The following is a 14,808-nucleotide window of genomic DNA, read 5'->3' on the forward strand; positions in this document are numbered from 1 at the left end:
CCGGCCGATGCAGCGCTTATTCGAGCGCCGACGCGTATCTTCGCGCGCGTGCGATGGAGCATCTTTGAGCGAGATCAGTCGATCCACGCGCGCAACTCACGCGATCACTTTGTCGCGTCCATCGACTTTCGCGCGATACAGCGCGCGGTCCGCACGCTGCAACGCGGCGCGCAGATCGCGCTCGCCGGGATGGATCTGCGAGATGCCCATGCTGATGGTCCATTCGGGCATGCCGTCCGCGTAACGGCGGCATGCGTCCTGAATTTGCCGCGCGCAGGTTTCGGCATCGGGCGTGCGCTGCTTCGGCAGGAGCGCGATGAACTCGTCGCCGCCGAGCCGCCCGAATTCGCCGTCCAGCGACGCGACTTCGCTCCCGGCAAGACGCGCGAGCGCGACGAGCACGTCGTCGCCCATGAGGTGGCCGTGGCGGTCGTTGATCTGCTTGAAGTGATCGAGGTCGATGGCGAGCACCGTCGCGCCGGGCGCAATCAGCCGCATCGACTGCGACTCGAAACCCGCACGATTCCATACGCCCGTTAGCGGATCGCGCAGGGCGGCGTCGCTCAGGCGTTGCTGCGCGTGCTCGGCGGGAATCGCCAGCAGCCCGAGATTCAGGATGCCGAGCAGCAGTTGATCGGACATCGTCGGGATGAGCGCGAGCAGATTCAGCGCCGAATTGGTCCACAGATAGCCGGCGACGGTGATCGCATAGCAAGGCAGATATCCGAGCATCGCGAAGCCCGCGAGACGGCGGCCGCGGTTGACCCATGGCCGCGCGCCCGGCGTGCCCGCATCTTGCGATCCGCCGCGCAGGCAGATCACGCCGGCGATGAGCATCGAAAGCGCGACGCTCAGCGTATCGCCGATTTGCGTGGCGATGAACGCGTGCTTGGGATCGCGCGCCGCCATCGGCGCTACGAGATGCACGACGAAGCACGCCGCGACGGGCAGCGTCATCCACCAACGAAATGACGGCTTGCCATCGAAGGCGCGCAGCCCCGAGACGATGAGCATGTTGGTGCCCGCGAGCGCCGCGAGCAGCGTGCTCATGAGAAGCGCGTGGCCGCGCGCGAAGCCGAAACCGATGAGCACGGCCGAATAGATCAGCGCGCTCGCGGACCAGTGCAGGTAATATCGCTCGCCCCGGCGATCGAGGAAGAGAAGCGCGAAGACCAGTCCGAAGGCGGCGCTCGACAGAATGCTGCAGAGGCGTACTGTCTCGGTGTCGGGTGTATGAAACATTGCGAACGTCGAACGTCGTTACGCGCCGGTAATGGCCGGTGCGATGAATGCGGTAAGTCGTGGTTCGAGCCGATGCCTGAATGAACCGCGTTTTCGCAGAACCGACCCGACAGAAACGGGATCGAGCGTCAATGGCTATCGAGCATCGCGGCTCTGGAATATTTGGACGAGTCGGAAATTATTGCTCGCGGACTCGTCGATTAACCGCCAGGCGGCGGTGCGAATCATGATAAACAAGACTGCGGTTTTTCACACGTAAACAATGCGAAAGCGTGATCGCGCGTGGTTTTTACCGCTATTTCTCGATGCGTCGAGGTGGCTTTGTCACTGAACGCTTATCTAAACGCCAATTGCGACGCAAATGATTCTCAGAAGCTCAAGGCCGCCCCCACCGATGCCCCTGTGACGTCCTTCCCGAATGCGTATCGCGCGACGATGCGCAATCGCGAGAACAGCTTCGTGACCGCGCCTGTATCGATTTCAAGACCGGCGCCCAACGAGGTCAGTTGATTGAAGCCGAGTATGTCCGCCTGGCTGCCGAGATAAGTCGAATGAGATAGCTCGAGCACGTATCGCAGCGGTCTGCCGAATACGACTGCGCCCGTAGGCGCACGCCAGCGCGTGTAGAGGCTGGTCGACTGCGCATTGGCCGAGCCGCGCACCGCGCTCGACGAGCCGAAGCTCTGCAAATAGATATCCGTGTAACGCAGTTCCAGGTCGAACTCGTAGGGTTCCTTGCGCGGATACCAGCCCAGCATCAGCGATCCGCCGAGCCCGTACACGTTCAGCGATCCGTTCTTGATGAAATCGATGTTGCTATCCGTTCGACGGTTGATGAAGAATTGCGCCGCGGCTGCATCGCTCGTCGCTTCTCCGATCGAGAAGTTGAAGATGGGCCGGATCACGAGGTCCTTGTTTGCATTGAGCGGAATGTCCCAGCCGATTCCGCCCGTCGCGGCTGCGTTCGTCCATCGGACGGGCAGCATGTGCTGCTCCTGGCCGTCGGAGACGAGCAGCTTGGGATCGTAGCGGGAGCCGCCTAACGCGCCTTCGATATAAAGCGGGAAATTCGGGCTCAGCGTGAATCCGCCGCCCAACTGCACCATGCTCAGCGAAGGATTGCCGGTCGCGCCGTTGCGAATGCCGAGCGTGCTTGCCGAGAGGTCCGGGGTGACGGAGAAGGAGAGCATCGCGACGACTGCGTTCGCGCGCTTTTGAACGTCGGGACCGCGGATGATGGGAGCGGAGTCATCGGCGGGTGCTGCGTATGCGGCGTGCAAGAAGCATTGGGAAGATGCGACGAGTGCAGTCGTGATCAGGAATGCGCGGACCGTTTTACGCCATGGCGCGGATGGGTTGGTTGGGCGTTGACCGGGAGAACGCAGGGTCGCGATCTCGGGAGTGTGTGACATTTAGTGTTCCTAACGTATACGTCGATCACGGCAGAAAGGCCGTCACTCATCTCGACTTGGGCGACGTCTCTCAGCAATATCGGCATTCGTCCAGCAAGTCAACGCCTGTGGCGCGAAGCGCTTTCGATCGACTGATCGCACCGGCACCGGACTGACTGTGCAGCCGCGGTGAAACAGTCGGTGACAAGAGACGCGGGCAGAACATCTAACGTGTGAGATGCGCGTGAGGACAGCGCGGCGTTGCAAAGAAGCGCCGCGCTGCCACGACGAACGCTCGCTTCAGCGATCGACGAACTCGATCGTCAGACTGCCTTCCGCGGAGCACGACAACTGCACTTCCGCAGGCGTCGCCCCGCTTGCCATGCGCGCGATCAACTCACGCGACACGCTCGGCAGAATTCGCTGATTCAAGAAGGCGTCCACGTTGCGCGCTCCCGATTCACGCGCAAGGCAGCGTTCGGCGAGCGAGTTCACGAGCGACTCGTCGTAAGCGAGCCGGACGTCGTGTTGACGGCGCAGCCGGTCGGCGACCTTCGCGAGCTTCAGACGCACGATGGTGCCGAGTGCAGCAACATCCAGCGGCCGATAAACAAGCGTCTGGAAGCGCGCAAGCAGCGCTGGCTGGAAATGCGCCAGCAACGGCGCCTGCACCACGTCGCGCAGCGCGGCCTGGGCAATTTCGGGATTGTCGGTGGTCGCCTCGTCGATCTGTGCACTGCCTAGATTGGACGTCATCAGAATCACGCAGTTGCGGAAATCGATCTCACGCCCCTCACCGTCCCGCATCGTGCCGCGATCGAACACCTGATAGAAAATATCGAGTACGTCGCGGTGCGCTTTCTCGACTTCATCGAGCAAGACGACGCCATATGGGCGTTGACGCACGGCCTCGGTGAGAACGCCGCCGCGCCCATAGCCCACGTAGCCGGGCGGCGATCCCTTCAGCTGCGAAACGGTGTGCGCTTCCTGATACTCGGACATGTTGATGGTTGTCAGCGCGGCTTCGCCTCCGAAGAGCACATCGGCCAGCGCCAGCGCCGTCTCGGTCTTCCCGACACCCAATGGGCCGGTGAGCAGGAACACGCCCATCGGCGCGTTCTCGCTTTTCAAGCCGGCTTTCGCGGTCCGGAGACTGTCGGCCAGCGCGTCCAGTACATCGTCCTGCTCGACGACGCGTTGCGCGAGCTGGTCTTCCAGCGTCAACAGGCTCAGCAGTTCATCTTCCATCAAATTGCCCACCGGCACACCGGTCCATTCCGCGACGACTCGCGCGATGGCTTGCGCATCGACGTCAGCGAAGATCATCGGGGCTTTGCCTTGCACATCGGCGAGCGCCTGGCGCGCCCGAGTGAATGCGGTGGCATCGAGCGGCGTCTTGCCGTCTCCGCGTTGCTCGATCAGCGCGCGCACAAGCGACAACTCATGGTCGTAACGCGCGTTCAACGCTTCCAGTTCGGCGCTCGCCTGCGCGTGAGCCGCTTCGAGGGCGCTGCGGCGCGCGCTCAGGTCTTCGACGCCCGCGTGCTCGTCGCCGTCGAGCGTCGAACGTTCCAGCTCCAGCGCCGCCACCGCCGCGCGGGCGCGTTGCAATTCGGCAGGCGGCGAGTCGAGGCCCATCCGCACGCGTGCGGCGGCGGTATCGATCAAATCGACCGCCTTGTCCGGCAGTTGCCGCGCGGGAATATAGCGGCGCGAGAGTTTTACCGCGGCGACGAGTGCCGCATCGCGGATATGCACACCGTGATGCGTCGCGTAACGGCTCGCCAAGCCTCGCAGCATCAGGCAAGCCGCGTCGTCATCCGGTTCTTCGACCTTCACGAGTTGAAAGCGCCGCTCCAGCGCCGCGTCGCGCTCGAAGTATTCCTTATATTCGCTCCACGTCGTGGCCGCCACGGTGCGCAATTCGCCGCGTGCGAGCGCGGGCTTGAGCAGGTTGGCCGCGTCCGAGCCGCCCGCCGAGTTGCCCGCGCCGATGATCGTGTGCGCCTCGTCGATGAAAAGAACGATCGGCACCGCCGACGCTTTCACTTCATCGATCACGTTTTTCAGACGTTGCTCGAACTCGCCCTTGACGCCCGCTCCGGCCTGCAGCAACCCGAGATCCAGCGTGAGCATACGCACTTCGCGCAGAAGGCTCGGCACGCTGCCTTCCGCGATGCGCAGAGCGAGTCCTTCGACAAGCGCAGTCTTGCCGACGCCCGGATCGCCCACGAGGATCGGGTTGTTCTTGCGCCGGCGCACCAGTACATCGATCATCTGCTGGATTTCACGATCGCGACCGAATACAGGATCGATGTCACCGCGACGTGCTTTCTCGGTCAGGTCGATGGCAAAGCGCGCGAGGGCTTCGCCGTCGGTCGAACGCTGCACGGTCTCGGCTGGAGATGCCGTTGCGCTGTCCGCATTCGGCTGCGATGCAACCTGGGCAATTTGGGGTGCGTCATCGTCCTGTTCGTCCTGCGTCCCGTTCTCGCACGAGTGACGCCCAAGCCGGGGCAGCAGGCGCTCGATCTGCGCACTGGAGATCGAGAGCAGCGGCCACGCATCCTGCGTGCGCAGCACATGCGGCGCATCGATGATCGCGCGCAGGAGATGCGCCGAGCGAATGGTGCCATCGATGTTCTCGCGCGAGGCGAGATTCCAGGCGTCCTGCAGTACGCTCGCCAGTTGGATCGACAAGGCCGGCATGCCGCGCAGATTGCGGGGTAGCCGGTCGATAGCCGCGAGCGGCGCGTTCCAGATCGCGTCGATGTCAATTTCGTAGTGGCGCAGGATTGCCGGAACGTCCCCGTCGTCCGACTCGATCAGCTTCAACAGCCAGTGCTCGACGGTGATCTCGTCGGCAAGGCGCGTCTGGCACAGGCTCGCGGCCGCTTCGAGCGTCCGGGCGCAGTGCGGGTTGAGCCGACGAAGCAGATGGGTGGAGTCACGCGAGGTCATAGGAATTCGATAGCAGGGAGAGTCAGGAAGGGTGCGTAGCGCGGGTGCGGTTCGAGAGAAGCGCCAGTTCGCGCGTGCCGTGCAGCACGGCGAACTGGCAGCGGTCAGCCGTCGTTGAGATCAGACTTCAACGACCTTGCTCACCATGAGGCGCATTAGGCGCGCTCGTTCCACGTGTCCTTGTGGATGATGTTGCCGTCCTTGTACGACCAGGTGATCTGTTCGTAGCGCAGCTCGATTTCTTCCAGATGGTTGTGCTTCTCGTAATCCGGGTTCTTGATATCGAGCATCTTCGGACGCACGGCGACGACCTTGACGTTGTCGAGCTTGGTGTTGAAGTATTCCTTCTCCTTGCCCGCGTCGTCGATCTTGTACCACTTGATTTCGACGGACTTCAGCGTCTGGCCGCTCGTCACGGCCTTGTACAGGTACGGCGACGACGCGTCGGTTTCCTTCGTCAGCGTGATCGGCGCATGCACGCGCGTGCCGGTCAGCTTGCCGGTGTTGCCATCGGTCGGGATATGCACGCCGTGATCGAACGCGACGATCTCGACGCTGCCTTCACGGCCGTGCACCGTGACGGAACCCTTGATGTCGGCGCCGCCGTCGTCTTTTAGCCACATGTATGCGGGAATTGCCATTTACTTCTCCTCATTAGTACAACAAAGCAATGCCTGGAAGACTATTCCAGACAACAAGATCCCGAAGCGTGGGCTTCGGGGATTCAATTGCTACTGCATGTTGTTGCGCCTGTCGGCTGCGTTCGCCAGCGAGGGCGCTTGCACAGAGCTTACGTGAGCGCTCGCCGCCGTGTTATCCGGCACGAGCGTGATTTCCACGCGGCGGTTGCGGGCGCGGCCCTCGTCGGTTTCGTTCGACGCGATCGGACGCGTGTCGCCGTAGCCTTGAATGGCGAACTGAGTCGCGGCGATGCCGGAGGCGTCGACCAGCCAGTCGCGCAGCGCCGCCGCGCGCGCGAGGGACAACTTCAGATTGCTTGCGGAGTCGCCGACGTTGTCCGTATAGCCGGCCACCAGAATGCGCTTGTCCGGATGCGCCTTGATCATCTCGAGCGATCCGACGAGCGCGCGATTCGAGCCGGGCTTGAGCACTGCCTTGCCGCTATCGAAGAGCGACATGCTATCCAGTGTGACGACGGCCGGCGCAGGCGGGGGCGGCTGATAGCTCGCAATCGCGTGATTGAGCGAGGGCGACAAACGCGCGCCATGATAGAGGCCGAAGCCGAGGCGCAGCGGCACACCGTCGCGCGCGTAGTGATCGAGTTCGTCGCGATCGGCGACGATTTCCTTCAACGCGTCGCGCCTCGCCGAGTCGCGATCGGCGGGGATCGCGGCATAGCGATCCAGGTCGGCCCGAGCCCGCGCAATGAACTCCGCGTTGTGCTGGCCTGAGCCCCAGAACGAAGCCACGGCGGCGAGCGCGACGAGCGCGAGTGCGTGTCCCATCGCGGCCAAGCGCGGCGAAGCGCGCAGATGCCGTGGCATGGACTCGATGAGCGGCTGCGGAAGCGACCAAGGTGCGCGCGACGTGGCCACCGAGGGCGGAGCGACGTGCGTGCTGCTCCTCACATCGCGCTCCCAGGGCCTGGACGCGTCGCTTGCCGGACCACAGTCGAGCCAGCCTGCGCCATGAAGCGGCCACGGCTGAGCGGGCTGGCGCGGATCGGAGAGCGTGGAGAACACCACCCGCTGCGTCCAGCCGACGATCGAGGCCAGGCCAGCCGCATGGGCTGCGTAATACGGGTCGGGAGACTCGTGCACCGCCGTTGCTTCAGCGGCGCGAACGACGGCTTCGAACGATTGCGAATCGACGAGCGGCGTGGCAGCCGACGCACCGTACCATTGCGCGCGCGCTTCGGTGTCTTGGGGCTCGAGCCGGGTCAGACGCTGATACACGGCGACGTAGCCTGGCAGGCGCGCACTCACCATGCGTGATGCATCGGCGCGGGCCTGGCGCACGAGGCGCAATTTCTGAGCGAGCGCGTCTGCGTCCGCGTGTATCGCCGGGGCGACGCTCAGGACGACGCCATCGGGCGCCTGGCCATCGCGCCATTGGCGCATGGCGAGCGCGACTTGCGGCAGATCTTGCGGACGATTCACCCGTACCCAGATGGCGCCGTCGCCGACGAACACCAGGCGATTCTCACCCGACCGGCGATCGAAGAGCGCGGCGAGCACGTCGCCCGTGACGAGCACGAGCGGCATTCGCCGCCGAAGGCTGATGGGAAGCTCGGCAGTCGCCGTGCCGAGCGCCTTGAGCATATCCGCGCTTCGCTCGCGGGCGCGGGCGAGCCGAATCGACCGCCAGCCGACCAGCGTTGCCGCTGCAACCAGGATGATGGCTGTGCCGGGCCACAGCCATCCTTGTCCGAGCGGCTTTACGAACCATTGCACGGCAAGGGCGAGCACGGCCGCGTAGACGACGATGATGCGTGCTGGATAGCCCAGCCTTTCGATTGAACTCACGGTGCGGTGACTGAAGAATCTGGCTGGGACAGGAAGGATGCGCTTCGACCGTCGAGTGCGACGTGCCAGGCGAGCCACATCGAAATTGCACACAGCAACGCGAGACCGGCGATGGCCCACGGCGATAAACGGCGATAAAAGCGGTGATACCAGTTACCTAGGTACTGACCGCTCGAGTTTGTGAGGAAGGACTGCGTGCTTGCCGGACGCAAGCGGGTGAGAAGGGCGGACAGACCGCGCATGAGCGTCTGACGCTTCGCTTCACCTTCGAGTGCATAGCGTCCAGTGAATCCCAGCGCAAGAATGGTGGCATAGCATTCGAGGAGGTCCAGCTGCGGCGACGTTTCACGCATACGGGCTTCGAGCCGCTCGAAGACGAACTCGCCGGCGTTATGTTTCTGGAACAACGCCACCTGCAATGGCTCACTCAGCCATGCCTCTTTGTCTGAATTGCCCAGGAAGCGTATTGCCACCTCGTCGACAAGGGCGCACAACGCGTCCACCGCTTCGCGGCACACGTCTTCGGCATAGCCGCGTTGATCGAGCGCGGCGGCAAATCGCTCGATCAACAGCGTGCATCGCTTTCGAAACGGCTCATAACCCTCCGCTTCCCCACCGGCTCTCTGCATGACCACCAGGAGCGATGCATCGCGTAGCAAGTCGCACATGCCGGACGAGACTGCTGGCGTCGTGGCTGACGCGTCCTGATCCCGAAGCAGGGTCCTGCCAGAACCTAACTGACCAACGCTAATCATGAGCGTGCTTCCCACTTATAAGTCTTGTCTGCATCAGCTTGCTGACGCCGCGAGCGTTCGTTGCGCATGAATGTACTTCGCGGTAACCATCACCTTCCCATTGGGGCGTGAATTCTATATTCATGGATCGTGTTCGTATAGCTATCGATAAAATAAAGATAACTAATGTTTAATAATCAGGATGCGGCGGCTGGCACTGAGTAGCATGTACGTTCTTTAGCATCGCGCTTCGCAACCGTTAGTTTGCCGAAAGCCGGTTGAAGTCAGTAGCGACATGTTTGTCAAAGAGTGTCGAGCATGAGCGGCAAACCGTTAGCATCAGTTGCAACCGGTGAGGGTGAGGCTGCGCGCAACTGATTGACTGGCCTCGATTTTCGCCTGTCGAGGCGCGAATTCGCGTAACTTTTAGCTCGCCCTTGGGTCAATTGCGGTGCTTTTCGAATCCTGCTAATGTGCCCCCAAAGTCAGAGCATGAGTGTGAGCGCACGGTGCATTCGCCTTGCTCTTCGCATGTTCCTGATGAAGATTACACAGCGTTGCACCCTTGAATGCGCGGGTGTACAGTCAATTCAAATAATCAGGACTATTAATGGATAGCTTCCAGCGCGAGATTCCAAAGAGCCGTGTCTCAATTACGCTTGATCTTCATACCGGTGGCGCACAAAAGAAGATCGAACTGCCGCTGAAGCTGTTGGTGGCCGGCGATTTTAGCGCCGGGCGCGAGCAGGCACCGCTTTCCGAGCGCAAGAAGGTCAATATCGACAAAAACAATTTCGACGCGGTGCTCGGCGACTATGCGCCGGATCTTAAGTTCGGCGCGGAAAACACACTGGCGAATGACGGTTCCGAGCTTCCGGTGAACCTATCGTTCCGTTCGATGAAGGACTTCGAGCCGGAACAGGTGGCGCGTCAGATCCCCGAGCTTCAGGCGCTGTTGGCTGTGCGCAATTTGCTGCGCGACCTGAAGTCGAACCTGCTCGACAACGGCACGTTCCGCCGCGAGTTCGAGAAAATCCTGAAGAGCAAGGAACTCTCGGACAAGCTGCGCGGTGAACTGTCGCAAATCGCCACGGCTGCGACGCAGCCCGAAGGCCACGCCTGAGTCTCACGCCGAATCGAAAAAGGTTTAAACGCAAGGTCAAACGCCGGTCACTCGACCAGCATCGCACAGGATAGTTTCATGAGCAAATTGGAAGCCCGTTCGGGCGCCGCGGGTAAGGCCGTCGTACTGGACGCACCGCAAGAGGCATCGTTCAGCGACAGCGTCTATGCGTCGTTGTGCAACAAGATCAATCTGAGCCCGGTATCGCAAGCGCGTCCGCTCGAAGCCTTCCGTGACAGCGACACGCTGTCGGAAGCCTCCGCCGACGAGCGCCTCGCGCGCGGCATGGGTGCGTTTCTCGACCTCGTCGCGCAGACGAGCAAGCCGGTCGAGCGTCTGGACAAGTCGCTGCTCGATTTCTTTATCGGCCAGCTCGACCGTCAGATCAGCAAGCAACTCGACGCGGTCATGCACAACCCTGAGTTTCAGGCACTGGAAGGCCGCTGGCGCGGTCTGAAGATGCTTGTGAGCCGCACTGATTTCCGCAAGAACGCTCGCATCGAAGTGCTGGACGTCTCGAAGGACGCGTTGATCCGCGACTTCGACGATGCGCCGGAACTGATCCAGAGCGGTCTGTATCGACTGACGTACATCGAGGAATACGACACGCCGGGCGGTCAACCGATCAGCGCGATGGTCAGCGATTTCGAGTTCGCCAATTCACCGCAAGACGTCGCCTTGCTTCGCAACATTTCGAAGGTTGCTGCGGCGGCGCATATGCCGTTCATCGGCTCGGTGGGCGCGGCATTCTTCGGCAAGAAGTCGATGGAGGAAGTAGCTGCCATTCAAGACATCGGCAACTACTTCGATCGCGCCGAGTACATCAAGTGGAAGAGCTTCCGCGATACGGATGACGCGCGCTACGTCGGTCTCGTCATGCCGCGCGTGCTCGGCCGTCTGCCGTACGGCAAGGACACCACGCCTGTTCGCGCGTTCAACTACGAGGAACAGGTCAAGGGCCCGGACCATGATCGCTACCTGTGGGTGAATGCGTCGTTTGCGTTCGCGGCCAACATGACGCGCAGTTTCGTCAACAACGGCTGGTGTGTGCAGATTCGCGGGCCGCAGGCGGGGGGCAAGGTAGAAGATCTGCCGGTTCACCTTTACGACCTCGGCACCGGCGTGCAGCCGAAAATTCCGACCGAAGTTCTGATTCCTGAGACGCGGGAATTCGAGTTCGCGAACCTTGGTTTCATTCCGCTGTCGTTCTACAAGAATCACGACTTCGCTTGCTTTTTCTCGGCGAATTCAACGCAAAAGCCCGCGTTGTACGAGACCAAGGAAGCGACGGCGAATAGCCGTATCAACGCGCGCCTGCCTTATATCTTCCTGCTTTCGCGCATTGCGCACTACCTGAAGCTGCTTCAGCGCGAGAACATCGGCACGACCAAGGATCGTCGTCTGCTCGAACTCGAGTTGAACAACTGGATCAAGGGTCTCGTGACCGAGATGAAGGATCCTGGCGATGAGTTGCAGGCATCGCATCCGCTGCGCGAGGCCAAGGTGACGGTCGAGGATATCGAGGACAACCCGGGCTTCTTCCGCATCAAGCTGTTCATCGTGCCGCACTTCCAGGTGGAAGGGATGGATATTGGTCTGTCGCTGGTATCGCAGATGCCGAAGGCGAAGAGCTGACCTGTAGTTCGCGCAGTAAATGATGAACGCGCCGGGACCCCTGAAGAGGCAGTCCCGGCGTTATTGTTTGGGCGGTTACCGATTCTCAAACGACACAATGAGCGGGCTCGCGAAAGTTGGTCACGCGATTCGGAGCGGCTCGCGTTCGCGTTATCTACCGAAGACGCCGAAACTGCGGGGACCGCCAGGACACATGCGCCGACAGCTTCGCGACGCGCTCAAGGCGTCGCTTGACCCACGCGGTATGTTGTGACGCGCTATGAATGATTGAGTTGGCGGTGCGGTAAGGACACGCGTGGACGGCGACTGCCAAAAGCACAATGCTCAAGGCGTCGCAGATCGATGTGTCGTCTAGCGCTCGGCCTACTCGTCGTAGAAGGTCGAGCGTGCAATGACGCGATTGGAACCGCGTGGGCATTCGCACACTACGATGTCGCCATCCACCACCCCTCGGGTGCCAGCCAACCCCCAGTTCGTGGCAGTTCCCAGGATGGGCCCGGTCTTGCCGCAGCGAAGACAAGATGCGAGTCCCAAATGCCGGGCAAGCGGCGTGCCGTTGTCGAGCATCGAATCATCTCCGTCCAGCACGCGGCCGCCTGTAGTGGTCAGATTCCCTTTCAAAGCCATCATTCTTGCCATACTTTCTCCGTATGTTGTTGGCGCGCGACTCAATACCGATCCGGCGCCTGTTGCAGCATCCGTAGCCGCGTTCGACCGTCAGGCGTAAAGTCCGTACCGAAGCGCACCAGTCCCTCCCGGCGCAGATGACAGGCCATCGTGAAGCTCAGCAGCATGCCTGGCTCAGGCTTGTTGATTTCGATGTCGATAGCTCGCAGACGCGGCTCATATTCCAAAAGCGTCGCCTCGATCTCGGTCTTGAGCCGATGAGCAGAAGCGGGCAGATGCCGATAAATTTCCGATAAGTCGTCGAGTCCGTAGTCCGGCAGATGGGCGAGTGCCTTGCGGCGACTGTTGAGGATGCGCTGAACGTTATCGCGCACAGAGTAGAACGTCTGCTCTTCGGGCGGATAGTCGGTGATCGCCGTGCCGTCTGCGAAGTGTCCGGTGATTCTCTCGAAGAGTCCGGGGCCGGGACGTGTCATCGTTTCCCCTTGCGGTGCTTTATGCCATTGGCCATTGCGACCCCTCTCAGTGCATCATCCGCGCAACCGACGCATCCAGCCAGCGGTCCACTGCAAACCACACGAGTCCCACGGCCACACAGGCGAGCGCAATGCATCCGAGCGGCGAGATGCGCTGCGTCCACGCACGGACGACGGCAGCCTTGACGATGATGGATGCGTCGTTATCCGTGTCCAGTCGTCGAGCAGCACCAAGCCGCGCGTCGATGGCTTGCCGCAGTTTCGCCTTCGAATCGCTGCCCTCCAGCGCGAGCTGTCCTGTGAATCCCAGGTCAAGCACGGTGCCGAAGATTGCCAGCAAGGGGCGCACGGGTTGTGACTCATGCAACCGCCGTTGAATGCGGCGCACGAGTTCCTCGCCGGCATCGTTGGTCTTGAATTCATCCAGTTGCAGCGGCTCGCGCTCCCATTCTCCGCGCGCATCGTCATTGAGATGGCCGAGCGCCGTCTCGTCGAGCAGCGCACACTGGGCATACACGGCATCTTCGATCACGTCCGGTGGAAGTCCTCTTTGCCTGAGTTCCACCCGCATGCCTGCGATTTGCGCTTGGCACTCGTGTTTCAGATCAGCAACGGATCTTTCTATGTTGACGTCGCCCAAATCGGTGACCGTCACTGCCGTATCGCGTAGCGCCACAGGCAGAAGATCCGCGTCGGCTTTCAAGTTCGCGCTTCTCATGTCGGCAGCACCGCGTACAGTTCGAGCGAGACGTCGGCGATCGATGTCGGGACGTAGAACTGGCAGGCGCGCGCGGCGATCATGCGCTTGAATGCTGGATGCGCGCCGTCTAGCGCAAAGTACTGGTTTTCGACGCGCACGGGAATGGCCGCAGGAAGACGCGACATGGATCTCAGCGGGATACCGGAAAGCGCCGAATTGACGATCTGTTCGACTTCATCGGGGGCGCCCGCTTTGCACAGCCGCGGGAACTGTTCGATCAGCGTGTGCGGCGGCACGCTCGCTTGCACGGACAGATAATAGTCGGCGTCTTCGACGAGCCGCTCATCGTTGATCTGACCGGTCCAGACCGTGCCGCGCACGCGTTCGAGGGAAATCGGCACGACGCGCGACGGAATGACCGTATCGAGCAGCGTACGGATGAGCGATTCCAACTCGGCGAACACGGGCTCCGGTGCGCGGTGATCGTACGCGGGAATCGCCTGCAGTGTCTCGGTCGTGGAGAAGGTCAAAAGCGATCCCGCCAGCCGCGACAAGAGGGCATACAGCTTCTCGGGATGTTGATTGGGCGCCTGCACCAGGCGCGCGAGTTCCGGCCAGGATGAGTTCACGCTATGCAGCAGCCAGAAGAGCGACACATCGGCCACGGCATAATCGGCGATCTGGTCCGAGCGTTCGCGCCGGCGCACGGCGAGACTCGCGCTCTTCGCGCTCAATATTTCCGACAGACGTTTCATGCGCGCGGTCAGCGTCGCATTGGCCGCGAGAAACAGGCATGGGGGCACGAACGCGCCATCCGGCTCGAAGCGGCCCTGTGCGTTGCGGACGAATCGTGCGACAGGGCAGGTCACGTAGTCGCCGCTTTCCTCGAAATCGAACAACAGGGAGACGACGTGACGCTCCACGCTGATCTCCTCCTTGCCCTCGCCATGCAGATCAGCAACGTGCACGTACTCGCGCACGAACCGTCGCGGGCGCGCGGGCTTCGCGCTAGGCTCGACGCAGTTTCCGCCCTGCGCGTCGATGAGCGCCACGCCTGCAAGAACCGTCACGGCTTCGTAGTGCGAGGGGACGTCGTCCAGGCTGCGCGCGGAGGGCAGCCAGTCGGCCGTCTCGCTGTCGATGAACGTGCCATCCGGCAGACGCACCGTCAGCCGGGTGAGTTGGAGACGATTAATGTCCAGCGCCTGTTTGTCGATCGCAACATCGATCACACCCCACGGATCGGGGCTGGCGATATCGGCGAGTCGAGCATTGGCAAACTGCTCCCACAATGCCTGTTGCTGAAAGTGCTGCGGCGTCATGAAGACGCCTTGCGCCCAAAGCGGTCTTGCTATTTTCATCGTTGATGAGTCGTTAGTCGTCGGAGATGCGTGCCTCGATGCATCGCTCGACAGGTTCTTCCGGGTGGATTG

Annotated in this window: 12 protein-coding genes; 2 read left to right on the plus strand and 10 right to left on the minus strand. The window is 61.7% G+C overall.

Annotation, left to right across the window (positions count from 1 at the left end; genetic code table 11):
- Positions 1-96: 96 nt before the first annotated feature.
- The 6 genes from NCR39_RS22080 to NCR39_RS22105 form a co-directional block, all read right to left on the minus strand.
- Positions 97-1,242 (minus strand): GGDEF domain-containing protein, encoded by a 1,146-nt coding sequence (locus NCR39_RS22080; RefSeq protein ID WP_250454199.1) that lies wholly within the window; start codon positions 1,240-1,242, stop codon positions 97-99.
- 368 nt (positions 1,243-1,610) lie between these two features.
- Complete coding sequence (locus NCR39_RS22085) at positions 1,611-2,432, minus strand: hypothetical protein (RefSeq protein WP_250454200.1); 822 nt, start codon at positions 2,430-2,432, stop codon at positions 1,611-1,613.
- Between the two features lie 501 nt (positions 2,433-2,933).
- Positions 2,934-5,594, minus strand: a complete 2,661-nt coding sequence (gene tssH, locus NCR39_RS22090) for a type VI secretion system ATPase TssH (protein WP_250454201.1) — start codon at positions 5,592-5,594, stop codon at positions 2,934-2,936.
- Positions 5,595-5,749: 155 nt separating this feature from the next.
- Positions 5,750-6,235: an Hcp family type VI secretion system effector gene (locus NCR39_RS22095; protein ID WP_040049754.1), complete on the minus strand. Its 486-nt coding sequence runs from the start codon at positions 6,233-6,235 to the stop codon at positions 5,750-5,752.
- Positions 6,236-6,325: 90 nt separating this feature from the next.
- Positions 6,326-8,080 (minus strand): OmpA family protein, encoded by a 1,755-nt coding sequence (locus tag NCR39_RS22100; RefSeq protein ID WP_250454202.1) that lies wholly within the window; start codon positions 8,078-8,080, stop codon positions 6,326-6,328.
- A complete protein-coding gene (locus NCR39_RS22105) occupies positions 8,077-8,835 on the minus strand; it encodes a DotU family type IV/VI secretion system protein (protein ID WP_250454203.1) in 759 nt (252 codons plus the stop codon). The genes NCR39_RS22100 and NCR39_RS22105 overlap by 4 nt, the downstream gene beginning before the upstream one ends.
- 589 nt (positions 8,836-9,424) lie before the next feature.
- Here NCR39_RS22105 and tssB point away from each other — a divergent pair.
- Positions 9,425-9,937 (plus strand): type VI secretion system contractile sheath small subunit, encoded by a 513-nt coding sequence (tssB, locus tag NCR39_RS22110; RefSeq protein WP_250454204.1) that lies wholly within the window; start codon positions 9,425-9,427, stop codon positions 9,935-9,937.
- A 78-nt stretch (positions 9,938-10,015) separates the two neighbouring features.
- Positions 10,016-11,572 carry a type VI secretion system contractile sheath large subunit gene (gene tssC, locus NCR39_RS22115; RefSeq protein WP_250454205.1) on the plus strand — a complete coding sequence of 519 codons (1,557 nt, stop codon included), beginning with the start codon at positions 10,016-10,018 and terminating at the stop codon, positions 11,570-11,572.
- Between the two features lie 363 nt (positions 11,573-11,935).
- Here the strand turns inward: tssC and NCR39_RS22120 are convergent, their stop codons facing one another.
- From NCR39_RS22120 to tssK, 4 genes are read right to left on the minus strand one after another with little or no spacing between them, the layout of a single operon-like run.
- Positions 11,936-12,211, minus strand: a complete 276-nt coding sequence (locus NCR39_RS22120) for a PAAR domain-containing protein (protein ID WP_250454206.1) — start codon at positions 12,209-12,211, stop codon at positions 11,936-11,938.
- Between the two features lie 29 nt (positions 12,212-12,240).
- Positions 12,241-12,675: a type VI secretion system baseplate subunit TssE gene (tssE, locus tag NCR39_RS22125; RefSeq protein ID WP_250454207.1), complete on the minus strand. Its 435-nt coding sequence runs from the start codon at positions 12,673-12,675 to the stop codon at positions 12,241-12,243.
- A gap of 46 nt (positions 12,676-12,721) precedes the next feature.
- Positions 12,722-13,378 (minus strand): DotU/TssL family secretion system protein, encoded by a 657-nt coding sequence (locus NCR39_RS22130; protein WP_250454208.1) that lies wholly within the window; start codon positions 13,376-13,378, stop codon positions 12,722-12,724.
- A gap of 11 nt (positions 13,379-13,389) precedes the next feature.
- Entirely contained in the window at positions 13,390-14,736 is a 1,347-nt protein-coding gene (gene tssK / locus NCR39_RS22135) for a type VI secretion system baseplate subunit TssK (RefSeq protein WP_250454209.1), read from the minus strand.
- Between the last annotated feature and the right edge of the window lie 72 nt (positions 14,737-14,808).

Origin of the sequence: Caballeronia sp. ATUFL_M2_KS44 (assembly GCF_023630965.1) — a bacterium.
Lineage (GTDB): Bacteria > Pseudomonadota > Gammaproteobacteria > Burkholderiales > Burkholderiaceae > Caballeronia > Caballeronia concitans.

What these genes read in the sequence shown, in the direction of transcription:
- tssK (WP_250454209.1), bottom strand. Translation starts at nt 14,736, where the DNA reads ATGAAAATAGCAAGACCGCTTTGGGCGCAAGGCGTCTTCATGACGCCG.
- NCR39_RS22095 (WP_040049754.1), bottom strand. Translation starts at nt 6,235, where the DNA reads ATGGCAATTCCCGCATACATGTGGCTAAAAGACGACGGCGGCGCCGAC.
- tssC (WP_250454205.1), top strand. Translation starts at nt 10,016, where the DNA reads ATGAGCAAATTGGAAGCCCGTTCGGGCGCCGCGGGTAAGGCCGTCGTA.
- NCR39_RS22105 (WP_250454203.1), bottom strand. Translation starts at nt 8,835, where the DNA reads ATGATTAGCGTTGGTCAGTTAGGTTCTGGCAGGACCCTGCTTCGGGAT.
- tssE (WP_250454207.1), bottom strand. Translation starts at nt 12,675, where the DNA reads ATGACACGTCCCGGCCCCGGACTCTTCGAGAGAATCACCGGACACTTC.
- NCR39_RS22080 (WP_250454199.1), bottom strand. Translation starts at nt 1,242, where the DNA reads ATGTTTCATACACCCGACACCGAGACAGTACGCCTCTGCAGCATTCTG.
- tssB (WP_250454204.1), top strand. Translation starts at nt 9,425, where the DNA reads ATGGATAGCTTCCAGCGCGAGATTCCAAAGAGCCGTGTCTCAATTACG.
- NCR39_RS22085 (WP_250454200.1), bottom strand. Translation starts at nt 2,432, where the DNA reads ATGCTCTCCTTCTCCGTCACCCCGGACCTCTCGGCAAGCACGCTCGGC.
- NCR39_RS22120 (WP_250454206.1), bottom strand. Translation starts at nt 12,211, where the DNA reads ATGGCAAGAATGATGGCTTTGAAAGGGAATCTGACCACTACAGGCGGC.
- tssH (WP_250454201.1), bottom strand. Translation starts at nt 5,594, where the DNA reads ATGACCTCGCGTGACTCCACCCATCTGCTTCGTCGGCTCAACCCGCAC.